This window comes from Sphingobacterium hotanense, assembly GCF_008274825.1.
In the GTDB taxonomy this organism is placed as follows: Bacteria; Bacteroidota; Bacteroidia; order Sphingobacteriales; family Sphingobacteriaceae; genus Sphingobacterium; species Sphingobacterium hotanense.
The window spans coordinates 2,739,427-2,755,917 of record NZ_CP030848.1 but is presented as its reverse complement, the minus strand read 5'-3'; the positions used below and the strand labels follow the sequence as shown (position 1 = coordinate 2,755,917).

General features: G+C 40.9%; 13 protein-coding genes. 4 read left to right on the top strand and 9 right to left on the bottom strand.

The genetic code is table 11. The features are described from left to right. Position 1 precedes the first annotated feature (1 nt). The 6 genes from DSM08_RS11550 to DSM08_RS11525 all read right to left on the bottom strand — a co-directional run bounded on the left by DSM08_RS11550 (position 2) and on the right by DSM08_RS11525 (position 5,697). Positions 2–742, bottom strand: a complete 741-nt coding sequence (locus tag DSM08_RS11550; RefSeq protein WP_149526295.1) for an ABC transporter ATP-binding protein — start codon at positions 740–742, stop codon at positions 2–4. 1 nt (position 743) lies between these two features. Then, entirely contained in the window at positions 744–1,658 is a 915-nt protein-coding gene (locus tag DSM08_RS11545) for an ABC transporter ATP-binding protein (RefSeq protein WP_149526294.1), read from the bottom strand. A 1-nt stretch (position 1,659) separates the two neighbouring features. Next, positions 1,660–2,568 (bottom strand): HlyD family secretion protein, encoded by a 909-nt coding sequence (locus DSM08_RS11540; RefSeq protein ID WP_149526293.1) that lies wholly within the window; start codon positions 2,566–2,568, stop codon positions 1,660–1,662. A 7-nt stretch (positions 2,569–2,575) separates the two neighbouring features. Then, positions 2,576–3,856 (bottom strand): TolC family protein, encoded by a 1,281-nt coding sequence (locus DSM08_RS11535; protein WP_149526292.1) that lies wholly within the window; start codon positions 3,854–3,856, stop codon positions 2,576–2,578. Between the two features lie 49 nt (positions 3,857–3,905). After that, positions 3,906–4,535 carry a TetR/AcrR family transcriptional regulator gene (locus DSM08_RS11530; protein ID WP_149526291.1) on the bottom strand — a complete coding sequence of 210 codons (630 nt, stop codon included), beginning with the start codon at positions 4,533–4,535 and terminating at the stop codon, positions 3,906–3,908. Positions 4,536–4,671: 136 nt separating this feature from the next. Next, positions 4,672–5,697, bottom strand: coding sequence for a pirin family protein (locus tag DSM08_RS11525; protein WP_149526290.1), 1,026 nt, complete (start codon positions 5,695–5,697; stop codon positions 4,672–4,674). A gap of 299 nt (positions 5,698–5,996) precedes the next feature. Here DSM08_RS11525 and DSM08_RS11520 point away from each other — a divergent pair, with 299 nt between their 5' ends. Both DSM08_RS11520 and DSM08_RS11515 read left to right on the top strand, forming a co-directional pair. Further along, on the top strand, positions 5,997–6,182 hold the full coding sequence (locus DSM08_RS11520; protein WP_149526289.1) for a hypothetical protein: 186 nt from the start codon (positions 5,997–5,999) through the stop codon (positions 6,180–6,182). Positions 6,183–6,525: 343 nt separating this feature from the next. After that, a complete protein-coding gene (locus DSM08_RS11515) occupies positions 6,526–6,957 on the top strand; it encodes a hypothetical protein (protein ID WP_149526288.1) in 432 nt (143 codons plus the stop codon). A 4-nt stretch (positions 6,958–6,961) separates the two neighbouring features. On the opposite strand, the gene DSM08_RS11510 is transcribed toward DSM08_RS11515, so the two are convergent. Then, the gene (locus DSM08_RS11510) at positions 6,962–7,789 is read right to left on the bottom strand and encodes a methyltransferase domain-containing protein (protein WP_223110805.1); all 828 of its coding nucleotides are present in this window, start codon (positions 7,787–7,789) and stop codon (positions 6,962–6,964) included. Between the two features lie 18 nt (positions 7,790–7,807). On the opposite strand from DSM08_RS11510, the gene DSM08_RS11505 reads away from it, so the two are divergent. Next, entirely contained in the window at positions 7,808–8,617 is an 810-nt protein-coding gene (locus DSM08_RS11505; RefSeq protein ID WP_149526287.1) for a helix-turn-helix domain-containing protein, read from the top strand. Here DSM08_RS11505 and DSM08_RS11500 read toward each other — a convergent pair. Both DSM08_RS11500 and DSM08_RS11495 read right to left on the bottom strand, forming a co-directional pair. Next, complete coding sequence (locus tag DSM08_RS11500) at positions 8,614–11,058, bottom strand: TonB-dependent receptor (RefSeq protein ID WP_149526286.1); 2,445 nt, start codon at positions 11,056–11,058, stop codon at positions 8,614–8,616. The two genes, DSM08_RS11505 and DSM08_RS11500, sit on opposite strands and share 4 nt — an antisense overlap. 585 nt (positions 11,059–11,643) lie before the next feature. Then, positions 11,644–13,818, bottom strand: a complete 2,175-nt coding sequence (locus tag DSM08_RS11495; RefSeq protein ID WP_149526285.1) for a S9 family peptidase — start codon at positions 13,816–13,818, stop codon at positions 11,644–11,646. A 252-nt stretch (positions 13,819–14,070) separates the two neighbouring features. On the opposite strand from DSM08_RS11495, the gene DSM08_RS11490 reads away from it, so the two are divergent. Next, positions 14,071–16,329: a PQQ-dependent sugar dehydrogenase gene (locus DSM08_RS11490; RefSeq protein WP_149526284.1), complete on the top strand. Its 2,259-nt coding sequence runs from the start codon at positions 14,071–14,073 to the stop codon at positions 16,327–16,329. Positions 16,330–16,491: the final 162 nt, after the last annotated feature.

The window sequence follows — 16,491 nt, the reverse complement described above, 5'->3', positions numbered from 1 at the left end:
GTCAATCTCCTTTACGTTGTGCTCCGCGAGCTAGCTCGAAGAAAACTTCCTCCATTGAACTGACGTGGAAACTCTTTTTAAGGTTGTCAGGGCTGTCTAAAGCCTTGATGACACCGTCGACCATAATGGACACGCGGTGGCAATACTCCGCTTCATCCATGTAATGCGTCGTCACAAAGACGGTGATGCCGCGGTCGGAAGCGTCATAGATAAGATCCCAAAACTGTCGTCTAGTAACCGGATCAACACCGCCTGTAGGTTCGTCTAAGAATACAATTTCGGGGTTATGGATCGTCGCCACAGAGAAGGCTAGCTTTTGCTTCCAGCCCAATGGGAGTGTGCCAACGAGCTTTTTGGTTACATCATTCAATCCTAAGTTGCTGATCAACTGCGTACCGCGTTCCTTGATTACTTTGTTCGATAAACCATAGATTCCAGCAAAGAACTCAATATTCTCCACGACTGTCAGGTCTTCATATAACGAGAACTTCTGACTCATATATCCGATGCGCTGTTTAATACGTTCAGTTTCCTTGTAAATATCAAAACCAGCAATATTAGCCTCTCCCGAGGATGGGATAGAAAGTCCGCAAAGCATCTTCATAGCAGTAGTTTTACCAGCGCCATTGGCACCCAAGAAGCCGAATATCTCTCCTTTGTAAACATCAAAGGTTATTGCATTCGTGGCAATAAAATCGCCAAATCGTTTTGTTAGCTTATTGGTGCTTATTACCTTTTCCATATTACTGCATTAATCGAATAAAACAATCTTCGATCGTTGGCTCGATCTCTTTTAGATTTAGATTAAGATGCCCTTGCTTTTTTAAGTAGTTTTCAAGAATAGGATAGTCTAAGCTTTGATTTTCTTTCCAAGTGATATGATGATATTCCCCGAAAGAATTGCAGGAACTAACTTCCGGACAGTTACGAAGATCCCGGATCAGCTTGATCATATTGTCTGATTTAACGGCGTATAGTGGGCTAGGATAGGAGTTTCGTATACCTTGAGGCGTATCGATCGAAAGGATTCTTCCGCTTTGCATCAGCGCAATACGTTCGCAAAGATTAGCTTCATCCATGTAAGGCGTAGAAACCAAGATGCTGATTCCCTGTGATTTTAAATGCTTGAGCATATCCCAGAACTCTTTGCGAGAAACAGCATCAACTCCTGTTGTTGGCTCGTCTAAAAAGAGAACTCGAGGTTTATGAATCAGAGCACAACATAGTGCTAGCTTCTGTTTCATACCGCCAGAGAGCTTACCTGCTCGACGATCTTTAAACGGTTCAATCTGCACGTATATATCTTTTATCAGATCATAATGATCGGATACTTTATGGCCGAAAACGGAGGCAAAGAAGGTCAGATTCTCTTCAACCGTTAAATCCTGATATAAAGAGAATTTGCCAGGCATATAGCCAACCTGCTTACGGATCTGCTTATAATCCTCCAGGATATCCATGCCATCAACGGTCGCTGTGCCCGAATCAGGAAGCAAGAGCGTGGTCAGTATTCGGAATACGGTGGTCTTCCCAGCGCCGTCAGGACCGATTAATCCAAAGAGTTCGCCTTCATTAACTTCAAAGCTTACTGTATCGACGGCCGTCAATTCTCCCTTATTAAAGGTCTTATGGATCTTATTTAGAATTACAGCAGACATGTTAGTTCAGCTTTATTTCACCGTACATCCCGATCTTGTAGCTACCATCGTTCTTTACTAGAATCTTGACAGCATAAACCTGATTAGCCCGCTCGTTTTTGGTTTGTATAGTCTTCGGTGTAAACTCCGCTTTGTCGTTTATCCAAGTAATAGTTCCTTGTGTTTCCTTGAAACCGCCATTGCCATCATCCGTAAATACCTTAACCTGCTGATTGAGTTTAATTAAAGGAAGTTGATCCCCGCTGATGTACACACGTAGAATGAGGTTAGAGAGGTCCGCTATTTTGTATAGTGGTTTGCCAACGCTTGCCATCTCATTTACTTCAGCGTATTTCGTTAATACGGTACCTGCCATTGGATTAATAATCTTACTTTTCTGAAGCTGATCTTCAATCTGAAGCATCTGTACTTCAATTGGCTGAACGTCTTTATCGATACTAGAAACCGAGAGGTCCAATGTAGATCGCTGAGCGGCAATCTGCTTGCTGATTAGATCGATCTGCGCATTGATATCGTCCAATTGCTTTGCCGGAACGGCATCATCTTTCAACAGATTTTGAATCCTGCCTCGCTCGCGTTGGGCGGTATAGAGCTGAGATTGTAGGGCGGCTAGCTGTGTATTCACGCTGGGTTTCTTCCCTAATACTGCCTTAGCCTGAGTTTCCAATTGCCTTTTCTTTAAAAACAATTGAACAGTGTCAATATAGCCTACGTGTTGTCCGGCCGCCAATTGTTGGCCTTCTTGTAGGTCAAATTCTTTTAGTGTTCCGCTGGCTTCAGCGGAAATAATCGTTTCAACAGCTTCAAATGTTCCAGTGGCATCAAATTCCGGATCTTTGTTTTGGCAGGATGATAACAGCAGGAAGCCGATTAAGCAGCTGATCACTAGTTGAGTATGTGTACTTTTCATAAATTCTTTAATTGCCTGTGCTAATTTTTTGATTGTATTGAGATAATCGGAGCTGTATCTGATGCAGTACCATGTTTTGACGCGCTTGATCTTCTTCGGTCACTGCCGTCATGTAGTCATAGGTACTTGCTACGCCATTCTTCAATTGAGCAGCAGTTGCTTTCTTGACCTGCTCGCGTAGTTGAACAATCTCATTGTCCGTATCGATAAGCTTCTGATATTTATTCGTTTCTTCTTTTTGCTGCAATAGTGTTAGGTCGATATTGAAGAGAAAAGTCTCTTTTTGTTTTTCCAACAGCTGCCTACTGATGTCAATATTCTTTTTATCGTTCCTATAGGTGTACAAGCTAGATAGGTTCCAATTTAGGCGTAAGCCTGCTATGTAATATCCCTGCATATCAGGGTTAAGCATATTTAGACCGGGTCTACCTACGCCGCCCTGTACAAATGCACTGAACCGGGGTAAGTTTCTGTTGTATAGTAACTGATTTTGAATTGTAATGGCGTCATCCTGATCCTGAAATAATGCTAATTCAGGGCGATTGATACCGTTATCTTCTACAGCTCCCGATGGAGCGATAAGTTGGACGTCTGCTGATAAAGGCTTTCCAATAAAGTAACCCAGCATCTGTATATAAGCTTTTTTAGCTGCTCGTTGCTCGGTTTCTCGTTGTTCTGCCTTGAGGAGTTCGGCCTGTAATTTACTAAGGTTGCTTCGTGTTGAAATGCCATTTCTTACCGCCGATTCTACTTGTTGAATGCCATTTTCTATATCAGCCCTCATCAGGCTCGTCTGTTTTATTTGAGCATCAACCAATAGACTACCAAAGAATAGCTGTGTGATCCGTTCGCGGAGTTTGTAAAGTTCCACTTCAATCTTCTGTGATTCGACCTTATTAGTTGCTTCTATCAACTTATGCTGATCCTTGACGAAGAACATATCTGTTAAAGCTTGATTCACTTCAGCGTACGCTTTGTATTGATCCTTAGAGAGACTAGGAATACTGACCGATGGGATAGCAATAGGTACCTTGGTTACATCCGACTGATAAGTAGCCGAACCATTGATGGAGAATTGGGGGAGGTATGCCTTATTGGCATTGTCAATTGAAAAATCTTTTGATTGCTGCAACAGCCCTAACTGTTTTATCAGCGGGAAATTTCGCTTGGCCATTTCAACGCACGAGTCTAGCTGTAGACGGTGCAAATGTTGTGCAACGACTGTTGATGACACGAGGCACAGCATGTAAGCGATGATAAATGATCTTAATAATATTATTCGTCTCATGTTTAAAAATGTTTAATCATTTGATTAAATTAAGTGCAAAAGAAAAGACCTACGGTCTAATCATACTTTTTACCCACTGTGGGATTAAAGCCTTTCTTTCATTCATCATATCTTGGAACTGCTTTTCTTTTGTTCCCGTGACATTCTCGAAAATAGGCTTCGCAATGAAAGGGAAGATGATAAAACCCATTAGGTTTAATAATAACTGTAAAGGGTTCGTATCGCTGATCTCATTTCGCTCCTTTTTCTCTAGGAATTGCTTGTAAAATACTGACTGCAATACCATGTTTTTGATAGGGATTTTATTGGCGAAGTTCTCCGGATTGTTTCGAACGGCTGATATAATGAATAAAGGAATATCTGGTTCATTGCTTAGAAAATCAATGTAACGAGTCGCCAATGCCTCTATTTTCTCTTCAAAACTACTGTTCTCATCCTGGAAAACAATCCCTAAGGTGTTCATGAAATTAAAGAGCGTCTCGAAGGTGATGATCTCAAACAACTTCTCTTTGCTTTTGAAGTAGTAATTCAATAAAGCCAAATTAAGTCCCGCTTCCTCCGCAATATCGCGCGTGCGGGTCGCGGCATAGCCTTTCTGATGGAACACCTTACGAGCGGCTTCCTTAATGATACTTTCTGTCGAGCTGTCCAATTCTTTCTTCGGTCTCCCTTTTGCCATGATGATTTCTCTAATTTGAAAGTAAAGGTAAGACAGGTGTATTATATTTCAAAATTTAATTAATCATTTGATTAGATATATCAACAAAAAAAGGGAAAACCCTTACGAGTCTTCCCTTTCTTCTTTTCAATAAACCTTACACTGTAGGTTTATCCATTTCCTTTCCGAAGTTATAGCTTGCAAATCTTCCGGCGTCTTTAGGGTTTACAAGATCAGTTTCCTTGTCGCCCCAAGGCCAGCCGCCAAATTCGGTGACTTGGTACTCGCGGAATGCATCTTGCAGTTCTTGCTGTGTATTCATAACGAATGGACCATATGCTGCTACCGGCTCATTGATAGGCTCTCCTTCTAAGATCAAGAATTGGGCTCTGTTGTCGCCATTTTTAATGATGATTTCCTCGCCGCCATCTAAATCTGCTAAGTGATTGCTCTTCATTTTATAAGTATCTACTTCGATCGTGCCAGCGCCGTCGTAGAACAGTACGAACCTGTTCATTGTGCTGGATACTGCCGGAAGTACGAATTCAGTATTCGGATCCATATCCACCAATGCTACTCCGACGTGGTTATTAGGGTCTGCCGCCCATGAATGGGTCAATGCTCCACTATCTTTTGTTCCGGCATATTCGCCCAAAATAACCTTAACAGTTACTTTCTTTCCATCTCCTTGTTCAACAACAGCCGTAGGAATCTTCTCTGCCCAAAGCATCTTATAGTTCGGATCGGTCAATTTGTTTTTACCCGGAAGATTCAACCATATCTGAAACAAACGCAAAGGGTTTGGTTTATCCTCATGAATCAATGGGAACATCTCTGCATGAAGTACGCCCGAGCCCGCACTCATCAACTGCACGTCACCCTGTCCATAACGCCCTTTAGATCCTTTAGAATCAAAGTGGTCAGCATAGCCCTCTGGGATAATCGTAATAATCTCGAATCCCCTGTGTGGGTGATGTGGGAAGCCGGGAATATTTTCCCCGTGATACATGCGCCATTCGTTTTTATTATCAAAGTCGCTTCCAATATTACGACCTGCCAAGGAAACCTTCGGTCCAAATTTTCCGTTACCCTCTGGGTATTTATCAAAGTGATAAGCGCCCATGATATATGGATCACGTATTGGTAATCTACCTTCGATTTTGCTGATATTTTTTACTTTCATGATTTCCTCCTTTTTCTAATCTATTGTACAAATGTAAAGCCATCGCGCGTCGAAATGGCATTGAGTAACCCATCGGTAACTAGTTAACTATTGGTAACTTAATCGTTAAACCATCGTCAGAGGGACTAATAGTTTCGCAATGGTTGACAAACCGATAAAGCTCATTGCCAATATGACAGCTTTCGCCAACCCTTCCTATAGAAAAACTAAATACCGTCAGATTTGTTCAATAAGAAACGTAGATAATGAAGAATGTATACTAGCCTTCCTATTGATGGAAGCTAAAAAGGAGAACAATTATGGAAGAGAACAAAGAATACAACGAAAAGAAGCCACTAGAGGATCAGAACGTACCTGAAGTGGTGAAAGAAGAAAAAGATGATGCACCTGCGGGGCGCAATATTTGGCGATCCATCATCATTGCTATTATTATTATGGCCATTGTATATTTTATTTATGTACAGATGCGCGATGGTGCGTGGTAGTATAAAATAAGTAGAGTAATCGTCTAAATTCATCAGGAGGGCTTGTTACGCGAGTCTCTTGAGTGAGTTTAATCAAGCTTATAATAACAGATTTAATTTAGCGCAGTGATTCTAACGAAATCCTGCGCTTTTATAAATTTAAGCCTCGCGGTCTTCCTCAAATGTCGACATCGCGACGCGTATCAAAACATGCTGTAATAAATATTGGGTATCATATTTTAACTACAAAATAAACTATTCAATTCGATTGTTACCGTCGTCATTTTGAATTGCTTCAGATTACCGTAGTATTGTTAATCCCTGAAGGGAACAATCTAATAGATTATCTCAAGCAATTCTACTTATGAATAAGATTATTACCGCGTTTTTTATTTTCAGTTTGTTTTTTATTTCTTGTAATAAAGAAGAACCTATTATACCTGTTAAAACCTCGAACATTACGGGCACTTGGAAATTGAGCCATTCGCATTTGATTTTCGAAAAGGATACGATCACTCAGCAAGACGTCGATGAAAACCGTATTACCTTTCGCGCTGGAGAATTATACAGTATGTCGGGATATGAGGACGTCATTATCAATGGCAAGGAAGTTAGGCAATTGACGACAGAAACTGGAACCTATAGGTTTCTCGAGGGTTTGTCCATATTTGAACTGAAAAGTTTTGAAGGAAACACAACAACTTTCTCCTGCATAGAGTCAAATGGAAGCTCCTTCGTTATCAAACTTGAAGAAGAGGGGTTGATTGTTCAGTTCCATTGTTTCAAAGAAAAATAGCCTATTACCGTTTAACACCATACATCAAGATGCGTTTGAATGGATAAATCGCAGGGAATCGCTCGTAGTGGTCTTCAATAAGAGCAATAAATGAATCTTGCAACAAAGCTTGCTTTTTATCGTCCAATCTTTCCATATAGGGAACGAGGGTAGATCCAGATATAAAGTCGTATAGATCTTTTGCAGTTTCCGCGATAATAGGATAGGTGCGAATGCTGATATTGATATCACTTAATCCATTGTCAAAGAGAATTTGCGTGTATTCGTCTAGCGTCAATACAGGAGATAATCTTCTGAAACCATCTAATTCTTTTTGGAAGGGTTCTGCCTGAACGAGCTGATCCAATAGCATATTCAAGGTATTGTCTTTCTGCATGGGCATCTGCACCGCAAATTGACCATCCCTATTAAGCTTAGAAATTAACGCAGGAAACAACTTGTTATGATCGTCTACCCATTGCAACGCTGCGTTGCTAAAGATCAAATCCCAACGACTTTCATCAGCCACAAAGGATTCTATATCCTGTTGTTTGAAACTTAATCGATCGTTCGATAATTCCTTGGCTTCAGAAAGCATCTCTGTAGAGGAATCAATCCCTAGAAAACTGGTATGTTTAAATTTTTGCGATAATAAAAGCGTTTGCTCGCCGGTTCCACAGCCCACATCGACCGCTTTAGAGTGATGGTCATCGATGAGCAAGTCCGATAAATCATAGAAGGGTTTATAGCGAATTTCTTTATATTGATTGTAAACTTCCGGATTCCAAGGCATAATAATCTTTTTTCCTAAATTCGAGCCAAACACGTGCCATGATTTAGAAAACATCTGCATATATCGTACTTTTAGTTCATGATAAATAAGGCAATCGCCATAAAGGATAAAACAGACCCCTCGAAATTGCTTAAAGTAGCGCTATTCGATCAGAAGAAGTGCATAACCAAGCCACATAAGCATAACGGCTATTTGGAGCTTGTGCTATTAGAACGAACGCTGGGAAAGCATTATATCGATGGGCATGAAATACAAGTCAAAGCGCCCTGTTTATTGATTATCCGTAAAGATAATGTACATCACTGGGAACTGAGCGAACCGGTGGAGGGCTATGTCCTGTTATTAAAGCGTCAATTTGTAGAGGAAAGTTTGGATTTGGAAATCCGAAGGTTAATCGATGAATTGGAGGATATGAATACCATTAATTTTAAAGACATCTCTACGCTTCATTCCCTGTTTTCCTTGCTGCTGACAGAGGAACATCGAACAGTACAAGAAGCACTACTGAAAGCAATCCTAGCGAAATCTGTACAGCAAATAGCTACGGAAAACCCTATAAAAATTAAATCGAAAAACCTATTTCTACAGTTTACCGATGTCCTGAATAAAGAAAAGCAGGTCCTGAACAATGTTGCATATTATGCTGGCTTGCTCCACACCAGTCCACAAAACTTGAATGCTGCATGCCAAAAATATGCGGATAAATCCGCTTCTGAAATATTGTCCAGCTATATTAGCTCTGAGGCCAAGCGTTTGCTGTTTTACACGAACAAGACGGTAGCTGAAGTTGCTTTTGAATTAGGTTTTGCGGATCGATCCAATTTCTCTAAATATTTCAAACGAGTTGTCGGACTCACTCCGCAAAACTATCGGAAAATGACGGACTAGAATTCTTTTTCTCCGAATTCACTTTTCGGTAATTTAAGAACCTGATTTAAGCGTTGTAGATTGATATTGAGGTTTAGCAAAAACACGTTCTTCTCATAAATATAATTCGTCGTCGTGTAAAAATCCGGTGCAGATGTTGTGATTCGCTGTTCATTCACACCCCATTTCCCCAACTCGATGAATTGCCATTGTAGTTGTGCCGTCATTGCGCGCTTCCAGAAAGATTTACTAAGGTTGAAGTTTGGTGTGAGAAAACGAGAATCCATCCCTTGCACCGTAGGTCTTTCAGACAGATAATTGACCTGTAAACCCGCGCTCCAATTGTTGGGAAGGCTAGCCTGCACGCCTGCATTTATACTGTATACCCAGTCTTGATTGCTACGAACCTGCTCATAATCCAAAACCTTTCCAGTGATTTTGTAATTATAGAGATTGATCCCTCCATTAATTTGTAACCATTGAAATAACTTACCTTCACCGCCAAGCTCAACGCCTAGACGGTTAGCATAATCTGCATTAGTGAATACACGATGCAAGATGGTATCCGCATAAACCGAGTTTACTCTTTGAATGGGGTTCTTGCTATGCTGAAAATAAGCATTCATAAATAAAGACCCCTTGTTCAGTTTTTTTACCAGACCGGTTTCCGCTTGGCTAATGAATTCTGGCAGCAATTCTGGATCCCCCTGTTCCAAAGTTTCCGAGTGTTCACGCTCGGGAATGGGGTTTAGCTCGAAGTTGTTATTCCTTTGCACACGGCGCGAGGCGGCCATCTTCCATGACCAGCCTTCGCCCAAATCGCGCATTAAATTAATCGATGGGTATAGCTGGTGAATCGAGTAGGGGAAAGACTCCTGCGTATGGAGCAAAATCAAGTCTCGCTGATAGTATTCATAGCGCAAGCCTAAGGAAAGACTGAGCTTATCGAATTTTTGATCGTATTGTGAATAGGCTGCATGTACCGTATTGCTCGCTTTCATCTTTCCGGAGAATTCAGGTATCAAACTTAAATCTCTCTGATTCCGTTCAGCAGCATAATATTCAAAATTCCCATCCTGCTCATCTCTTCGTAGTTGATAACCGCTATTGATTTTTGCATTGCCTATGCCCCATTGGTGATTGGCTGATAGACGAAGCCCTTTCAATGGGTTTGTATACTTGTTGTAGGTCCGCTGTATGGTATCGATTTGATTTTCGATATTATTGTTCTTTGTCGAACCGTAGATGTCGGCGTACTCATAAATTGCACCGAGCTGCAGACTATGCGCCGGATTTATTTTCCATGTATAGGCCAGATCTAGCAGATAGAATTTACCCTGTTTGTTTTGTAGGTTAGGATTAAAATAATCTAATGTAGATATCGTTTCACCGGTTGAAGGAACAATGCTTCTATTGTTATAATATATATCAGCAACGCGGTCTTGAAACCTACGCGACGCTAACGCGCCCAAGCTAAGCTGATGTCGCTCATTAAGTTCATACCCTGCATTTAAGCGCAATCCATAATTGTATTTGTCAAAGCTCCGCTCGCCTTTGGAAGGAAAGAAAGTCTGCTTATCGCCTATAATTGTATTTACATCGCCGTCTCTAAATCCCGCATTATCATTACGCAGATAGTTTGCCGATGCACTAAGTTCTAATTTGTCTTTTCTATATTGGAAAGCAACATCCGCACTGTAGCGTTGTTGTTTTTTTAAATTGTCGTAATCGTCGATACTCGGTAAACCGCCTTGTAAATTCATCACCCAAGCAAAGCCGGAGCCTACGGATTTCTTCGTCTTTATATTGATAATTCCGCCTTTTCCGTCCGGATCGTATTGTGCCGTCGGACTACTGATAAATTCCACTTCACTAACGTCATTTGCTGCAATTTGCGTTAGAATTGTCGCCGGATCAACAAGGGAAGGCTTCCCATTTACTAAAACTAGAATACCTGAATTTCCACGAACAGATATATTGCCAGCAGCATCAACGGCCGCTGCAGGCAGGTTCTTTACAATGTCTAGCGCAGTTCCGCCTACCGCATTTTTGTATTGATTCGCTTGATATACTTGTCGGTCAGCGCTATGTTTCTGTGCTGCTGTTTGGCCTTCTATATGCACTGTTTCGAGCGTTTCGCTGTCAGCCGATAATAGAATAGGCTGAAGATTTACCTGTTTCTGACCGCTAAGATCTATAGCCAATTGCCTTTGTTTATAACCCAAAGATTTGACTTGAAGATAATACTGCTGAGCATTTAAATTAGCAAAAACAAAACGCCCATTAGCATCTGTCATCTCCCCCTCAACAATTTGATTTTTTTCGTCAATTACCGCAATGCTAACGTATGCGAGTGGATGTTTGGATAGGGAGTCTTGAATAGTTCCGCTGAGCTTGCTGTTTTGAGCGTGAGCAATAGCAGTAAGCAATAATAGGCTGAAAAGCAGTAATGTTTTTTGCACAGGTGTAAGTCTTTTGTACAAAAATAGAAAAGTATCAATCAGCTAGGTAGGGAATTTTAGAATGTACTATTTTATTTTCAAATCAACCCTTTTTTAGATGTGAGATGTAAGACATTAGATATTAGAGTATGGTCGCTAGTTGTGAATAGGAAAGGAGGGGTTTAATGATAGTCAGGATGTTTTGTCTTGAACAAGGAAAGGAAGGAGAAAAGGAGAACCAGGATCCTGCTATTCATCCTTGCTTTCGTGGTTCAAGACAAAAGTGTAAGTATGCTTGATCCTGCTCATCAATTCATCCTTCCTTTCCTGGTTCAAGACAAAAGTGTAAGTCTGCTTGATCCTGCTCATCCTTGCATCCTTCCTTTCCTGGTTCAAAGACAATCTTTAAATCGCTTCTTTATTTGACCCCTTCCATACCTCAATCATAGCCGCTCCAGAAGGGTTTTGATTGGGATATGAAAGGGTTTTGAATTGGGTTTACAATGGGTTTGAGTGGAACCAGGTATTAGCTATTTGCGAGGAAGGGATGGGACAAAAAAAGGCTACCCACAATCGGTGGATAGCCTTTTCTAGATGTTTGTCTGTTTACTTCTTGAGGTGTAGATCGAAGTATTTAGCGATTTTATCGTACATATGGATTCTATCTTTTCCCATTACGTTGTGTTCGTGGGTAGGATAAAGGAAGTAATCCACTTGTTTTCCGGCTTCTATACATTTTTGTACAAAATCCATACTATGTTGCTGTACTACGACCGGATCCTGCGCACCATGAATGATCAATAGGTGACCGTTCAACTTATCTGATTTATTTAACAAGGAAGTCTTCTCGTAGCCTTCAGGGTTCTCCTGTGGAGTATCCATATAACGCTCGCCATACATGATTTCGTAATATTTCCAGTCCATTACTGGTCCTCCGGCTACAGCCGCTTTGAAGATATCGTTATGTTTGGTCATCAAAGAGCTGGTCATAAAACCACCGTAACTCCATCCGAATATTCCCATGTTTTCAGTATCAACGTATGGTAGCGATTTCAGGTAGTTGATACCCACCAACTGATCTGCCATTTCGGCTTCGCCCAAGTTTCGGTGTGTTACTCTGGTGAAATCTCGTCCACGTGCATCTGATCCTCTGTTGTCTAGGGTAAAAACGATATAACCGTTTTGTGCCATATACATATCAAAATAACCGAGCCCCCCTAACCATCGGTCAGTTACCAATTGCGCATGTGATCCTCCATATAGGTAGACCATCACCGGATATTTCTTATTCTGATCGAAATTCAATGGGTAAGTAATACGTGCATTTAAAGGCGTCTGTCCATCTGGAGACGTGAATGATTTGAATTCTATATTTGGAAGATCGACTTTACCGTCGAAAGGATTGCTCGCTTGAAGAATTGAGCTGGCCTTATTTCCTTTTTTATTGATAACCTGAATCTTATTTGGAGTGCTCAAATTACTGTACTGGTCCAATACGTATTGTCCACTGCTGCTTACCGAAGCATTATGTACACCATTGGTTTCAGTTAATTGTGTAGTTTTCCCTGATTTGATATCAACTTCAAATAAGTGGCGTTCCATACCATTGTTCGTTGCTGCGACGTAATAGGCTTTATTGCCCTTGCTGTCGAAGCCCTGGAAATTGGTAACAACGACATCCTTATAACCAAGATTCCGGATTAGCTTTCCTTCAGTATCGTATAGGTAGAGAGCATTGAAACCGTCTTTATCGGTTTGATACAAGAACTGTTTTGGATTGTTCGGTAAGAAAACTAATGGCTGTTGAGGTTCGACCCATGTCGTTGATGATTCCTCGAAAAGAGTTTTTACAAATGCGCCAGTTTGTGCATTGTATTTATTCAATTTTAAATGATCTTGTCCGCGGTTCAATACACCCACATACACAAACTCGTTGCTTGGATCCCAGGTTACAATCGTTAAGTATTGTTCTTTCGGTTCGCCCGTTTGCAATTGTATATTTTTGCCAGTCTCCGTGTTGAATATTTGTAGCGTTACTTCCTCACAATTCATTCCGGCCATTGGATAGCGGATATCTTTTACGGTCGCAACACGTGTATCCCATTGTGGTAATGGATACTTTGTAACCATGCTCTCATCCTTACGGTAATACAACAAAAGTTTATCATTTGGTGACCACCACATGCCCTTGTCAATACCGAATTCGTTACGGTGGACCTTATCTGTACCATTCACGATACCATCAACCGTGTCTTTTGTCACAATTACCTTCGTGCCATTTTGATCGATGATCTCAATATTATTGCCATTTAGGTAAGCTGTTTTAGATTGGGAATTGCTAGCAGTCGCTGATTCTAAATCATTCGGAACACTTGAAGCAACTTTTGCTTGTTTTTTTGAAAGGTCGTAATGGATGTTGTAGGCTTTTTTCTCCCCACTTACGTCGAAAGAAATCGTATTTGCATCTATCCAATCGTATGAAGTTGGAAATCGGCGCAATTCTATTTTATCCGAAGGAATAGCAGCAACAATAGCGCTTCGTAGGTCGGCTTTGCTGATAATTTGTTTTGCTTGCCAGTTGCTTTTGGCTTCGCGAATCAGTAAATTTTGATAAGTACTATCTAAACTCGAAAATGCATCGCTGTTCTTGACCCATTTAGAACCAGTGATAGTCTTTGGAGCGAATTTTCCAGGACCAAAGACTGTTTCGTCAATGGTTAGCTTTCGCTGTCCATAGGCTACCGATGAGCTTAATAGAAATAATATCAGTAGTTTTCTCATTTTAATTTTTTTTATGCTGACGAAATTAGGGATAAGTTTTTGGAAATGGGAGGGGAAAATTGAAAAGGCGGCGTCTATGGAAACTTTAACGTACGGATTGAATTGGATAGAAGTAAGGCGTTGTAATTATGTTTAAACCTTATCATTTTCTTTTCTAAAATATCTATATTTAAAAAATAAACTCGAGCTATTACACTAGCTTCGAGTCTATAATATACAGTCAACAACCTAATCACTTATAAAATCCAGAAAATGGCATCCTATTTCTTTAAAACCCTTGTGCTATTAATTTGTGTAGCGAGTTTTTATTCCTGTCAGCAAAAGCGGGACGGAGACCCTAAGATATTGGTGTTTACCACGTCTGATAAAGACAGTTCGAACGCGAATTCTGTAGGCGCTGCTGCGATCATGAAACTAGGGGTAGAACATAAATTTGACGTGGATACAACCTCCAATGCGGCTAGGTTTATTGAGGATTCCTTGAAAAACTACGCTGCGGTTGTGATGTTAAATACATCCGGAAATACTTTGGATAAATATCAGGAAGTAGCATTCGAGCGCTATATACAGGCAGGTGGCGGCGTCTTGGCCATTCAGTCTATAAAAGATACGGAAGTTGACTGGGGCTGGTATCAGCGCTTATTTTCATCTAATAATTCTGATGACTTATCTCAACAAGAAATAGAGGGAGGTCGCGTAGCTTCGCTACAAAAGAAGGAAGCTTATTCAAATTCCCTATTCTCTGATAAAAATTATATGAGTCAACTACTCCAGGGAATCGAATATGTGGTTGGTAAGAACTATGTCTTAGATTATAAAAAAGCTAAAGCGAAGCCCGTTCCTACAGATGCGGATTTCACAAAGGTCACCATGGCAAAAGGGGAGCTTTTTGAGCCTACGGAAATGGCTATTCTTCCTGACCTTTCTATTTTAATTGCGCAGCGTCGTGGAGAACTTTTATTGCTCGACCAAAAGACAAGTAAAGTGGAGCAGGTTGGCTTTTTAGATGTATATCATGAAACTGGAAACCCAAAGGTCAATGCAGAGGAAGGCTTTATGGGTTTGACACTAGACCCGGATTTTGAGAAGAACAATTATATCTATGCCTTTTATAGTCCGAAAGATACGTCGGTGAACCGACTTTCCAGATTCGTGTTCAAGGATAAGAAATTGGACATGAGTTCTGAAAAGGTTATCCTTCAGTTTTACTCACAGCGTTATATCTGTTGCCATACAGGAGGTTCTTTGGCTTTTGGAAAAAATCGCTTATTGTACATTTCCACGGGAGACAATTCTACTCCATTTAACGAAGAAGGGCAGAAATATGTGAGTGATGGTTACTCTCCAAAAGATTCGCGCGTTGGGCATGAGCAATATGATGTGCAAAGGACATCCGGAAATACCAATGATCTTCGCGGTAAGATTCTTAGGATCCGGATGAATGAGGACGGTAGTTATTCGATTCCTGAAGGAAATCTATTTAAAAAGGATCAGGCGAATACACGTCCCGAAATCTACGTCATGGGAAATAGAAATCCTTATCGCATTTCGGTTGACGCAAAGACAGGGTATTTATATTGGGGGGAAGTAGGGCCGGATGCAAGCAAAGATTCCGTAGGGAGAGGACCTCGCGGCTACGATGAAGTCAACCAGGCACGTGAAGCAGGTTTCTTTGGCTGGCCATATTTCATTGGCAATAACTATGCTTATCATGCTCATGATTATGAAACAGGTGCGAAAGGTGCAGCGTTTGATCCCATGAAACCAGTAAATGAGTCGAGAAACAATACCGGATTAAAAGAATTGCCTGCTGCAAAGCCCGCATTTATATGGTATCCTTATGCCGATTCGCCTGAATTTCCGCAGCTTGGCAATGGAGGTCGCAATGCGGAGACCGGACCTGTTTATTACTCATCAATGTTTCCAAAGGAGACGCGCTATCCTGACTATTTCGATGGTAAACTATTTATTTATGATTGGATCAGAGGCTGGGTGATGTTGGTTTCCATGCAGCCGAACGGGGATTTTGACAAGATGGAGCCTTTCATCTCGAATATGAAATTAGCATCTCCAATCGATATGGAGGTTGGGCCTGATGGAAAAATCTATGTGTTAGAGTATGGTAGTGGTTGGTTCAGCAAGAACCCGGATGCCGCTGTTGCTCGATTTGACTATAAGGAAGGTTCTTCAAAGGGCGCGCAAAGCGGATCTACCAATGCAGGGGATGCAGCAAATCCTGTAGGACATCAGCAAGCGAATATTCCTCGTGGACAGAGCTTAATTGAAGCATCAGATTGTAAATCTTGTCATGCTATCGATAAGAAATCTGTGGGACCATCATATCAGGAAGTTGCGAAATATTATAAGGATAATAAAGATGCCGAAACTATCCTAGTGAAGAAGATAATGAATGGTGGTAGTGGGGTATGGGGCAAGGTGGCTATGGCTGCACACCCGAACCTGAAAGAAGAAGACGTGAAGGAGATGGTTGAATGGATATTAAAGCAATAATTCCATTTATATCTAGTTTACTTATTCGTTTCTTAGCTATTCTTCCAATGGCCATACAGAACTTTCATCTCTCAAATGGGGAGATGAAAGTTTTGTTTTCGTTCGTTGATTTCCTAAGTTTGGGAAGAATCGGTTTTATCAGATCGGTTTCAATTATTGACT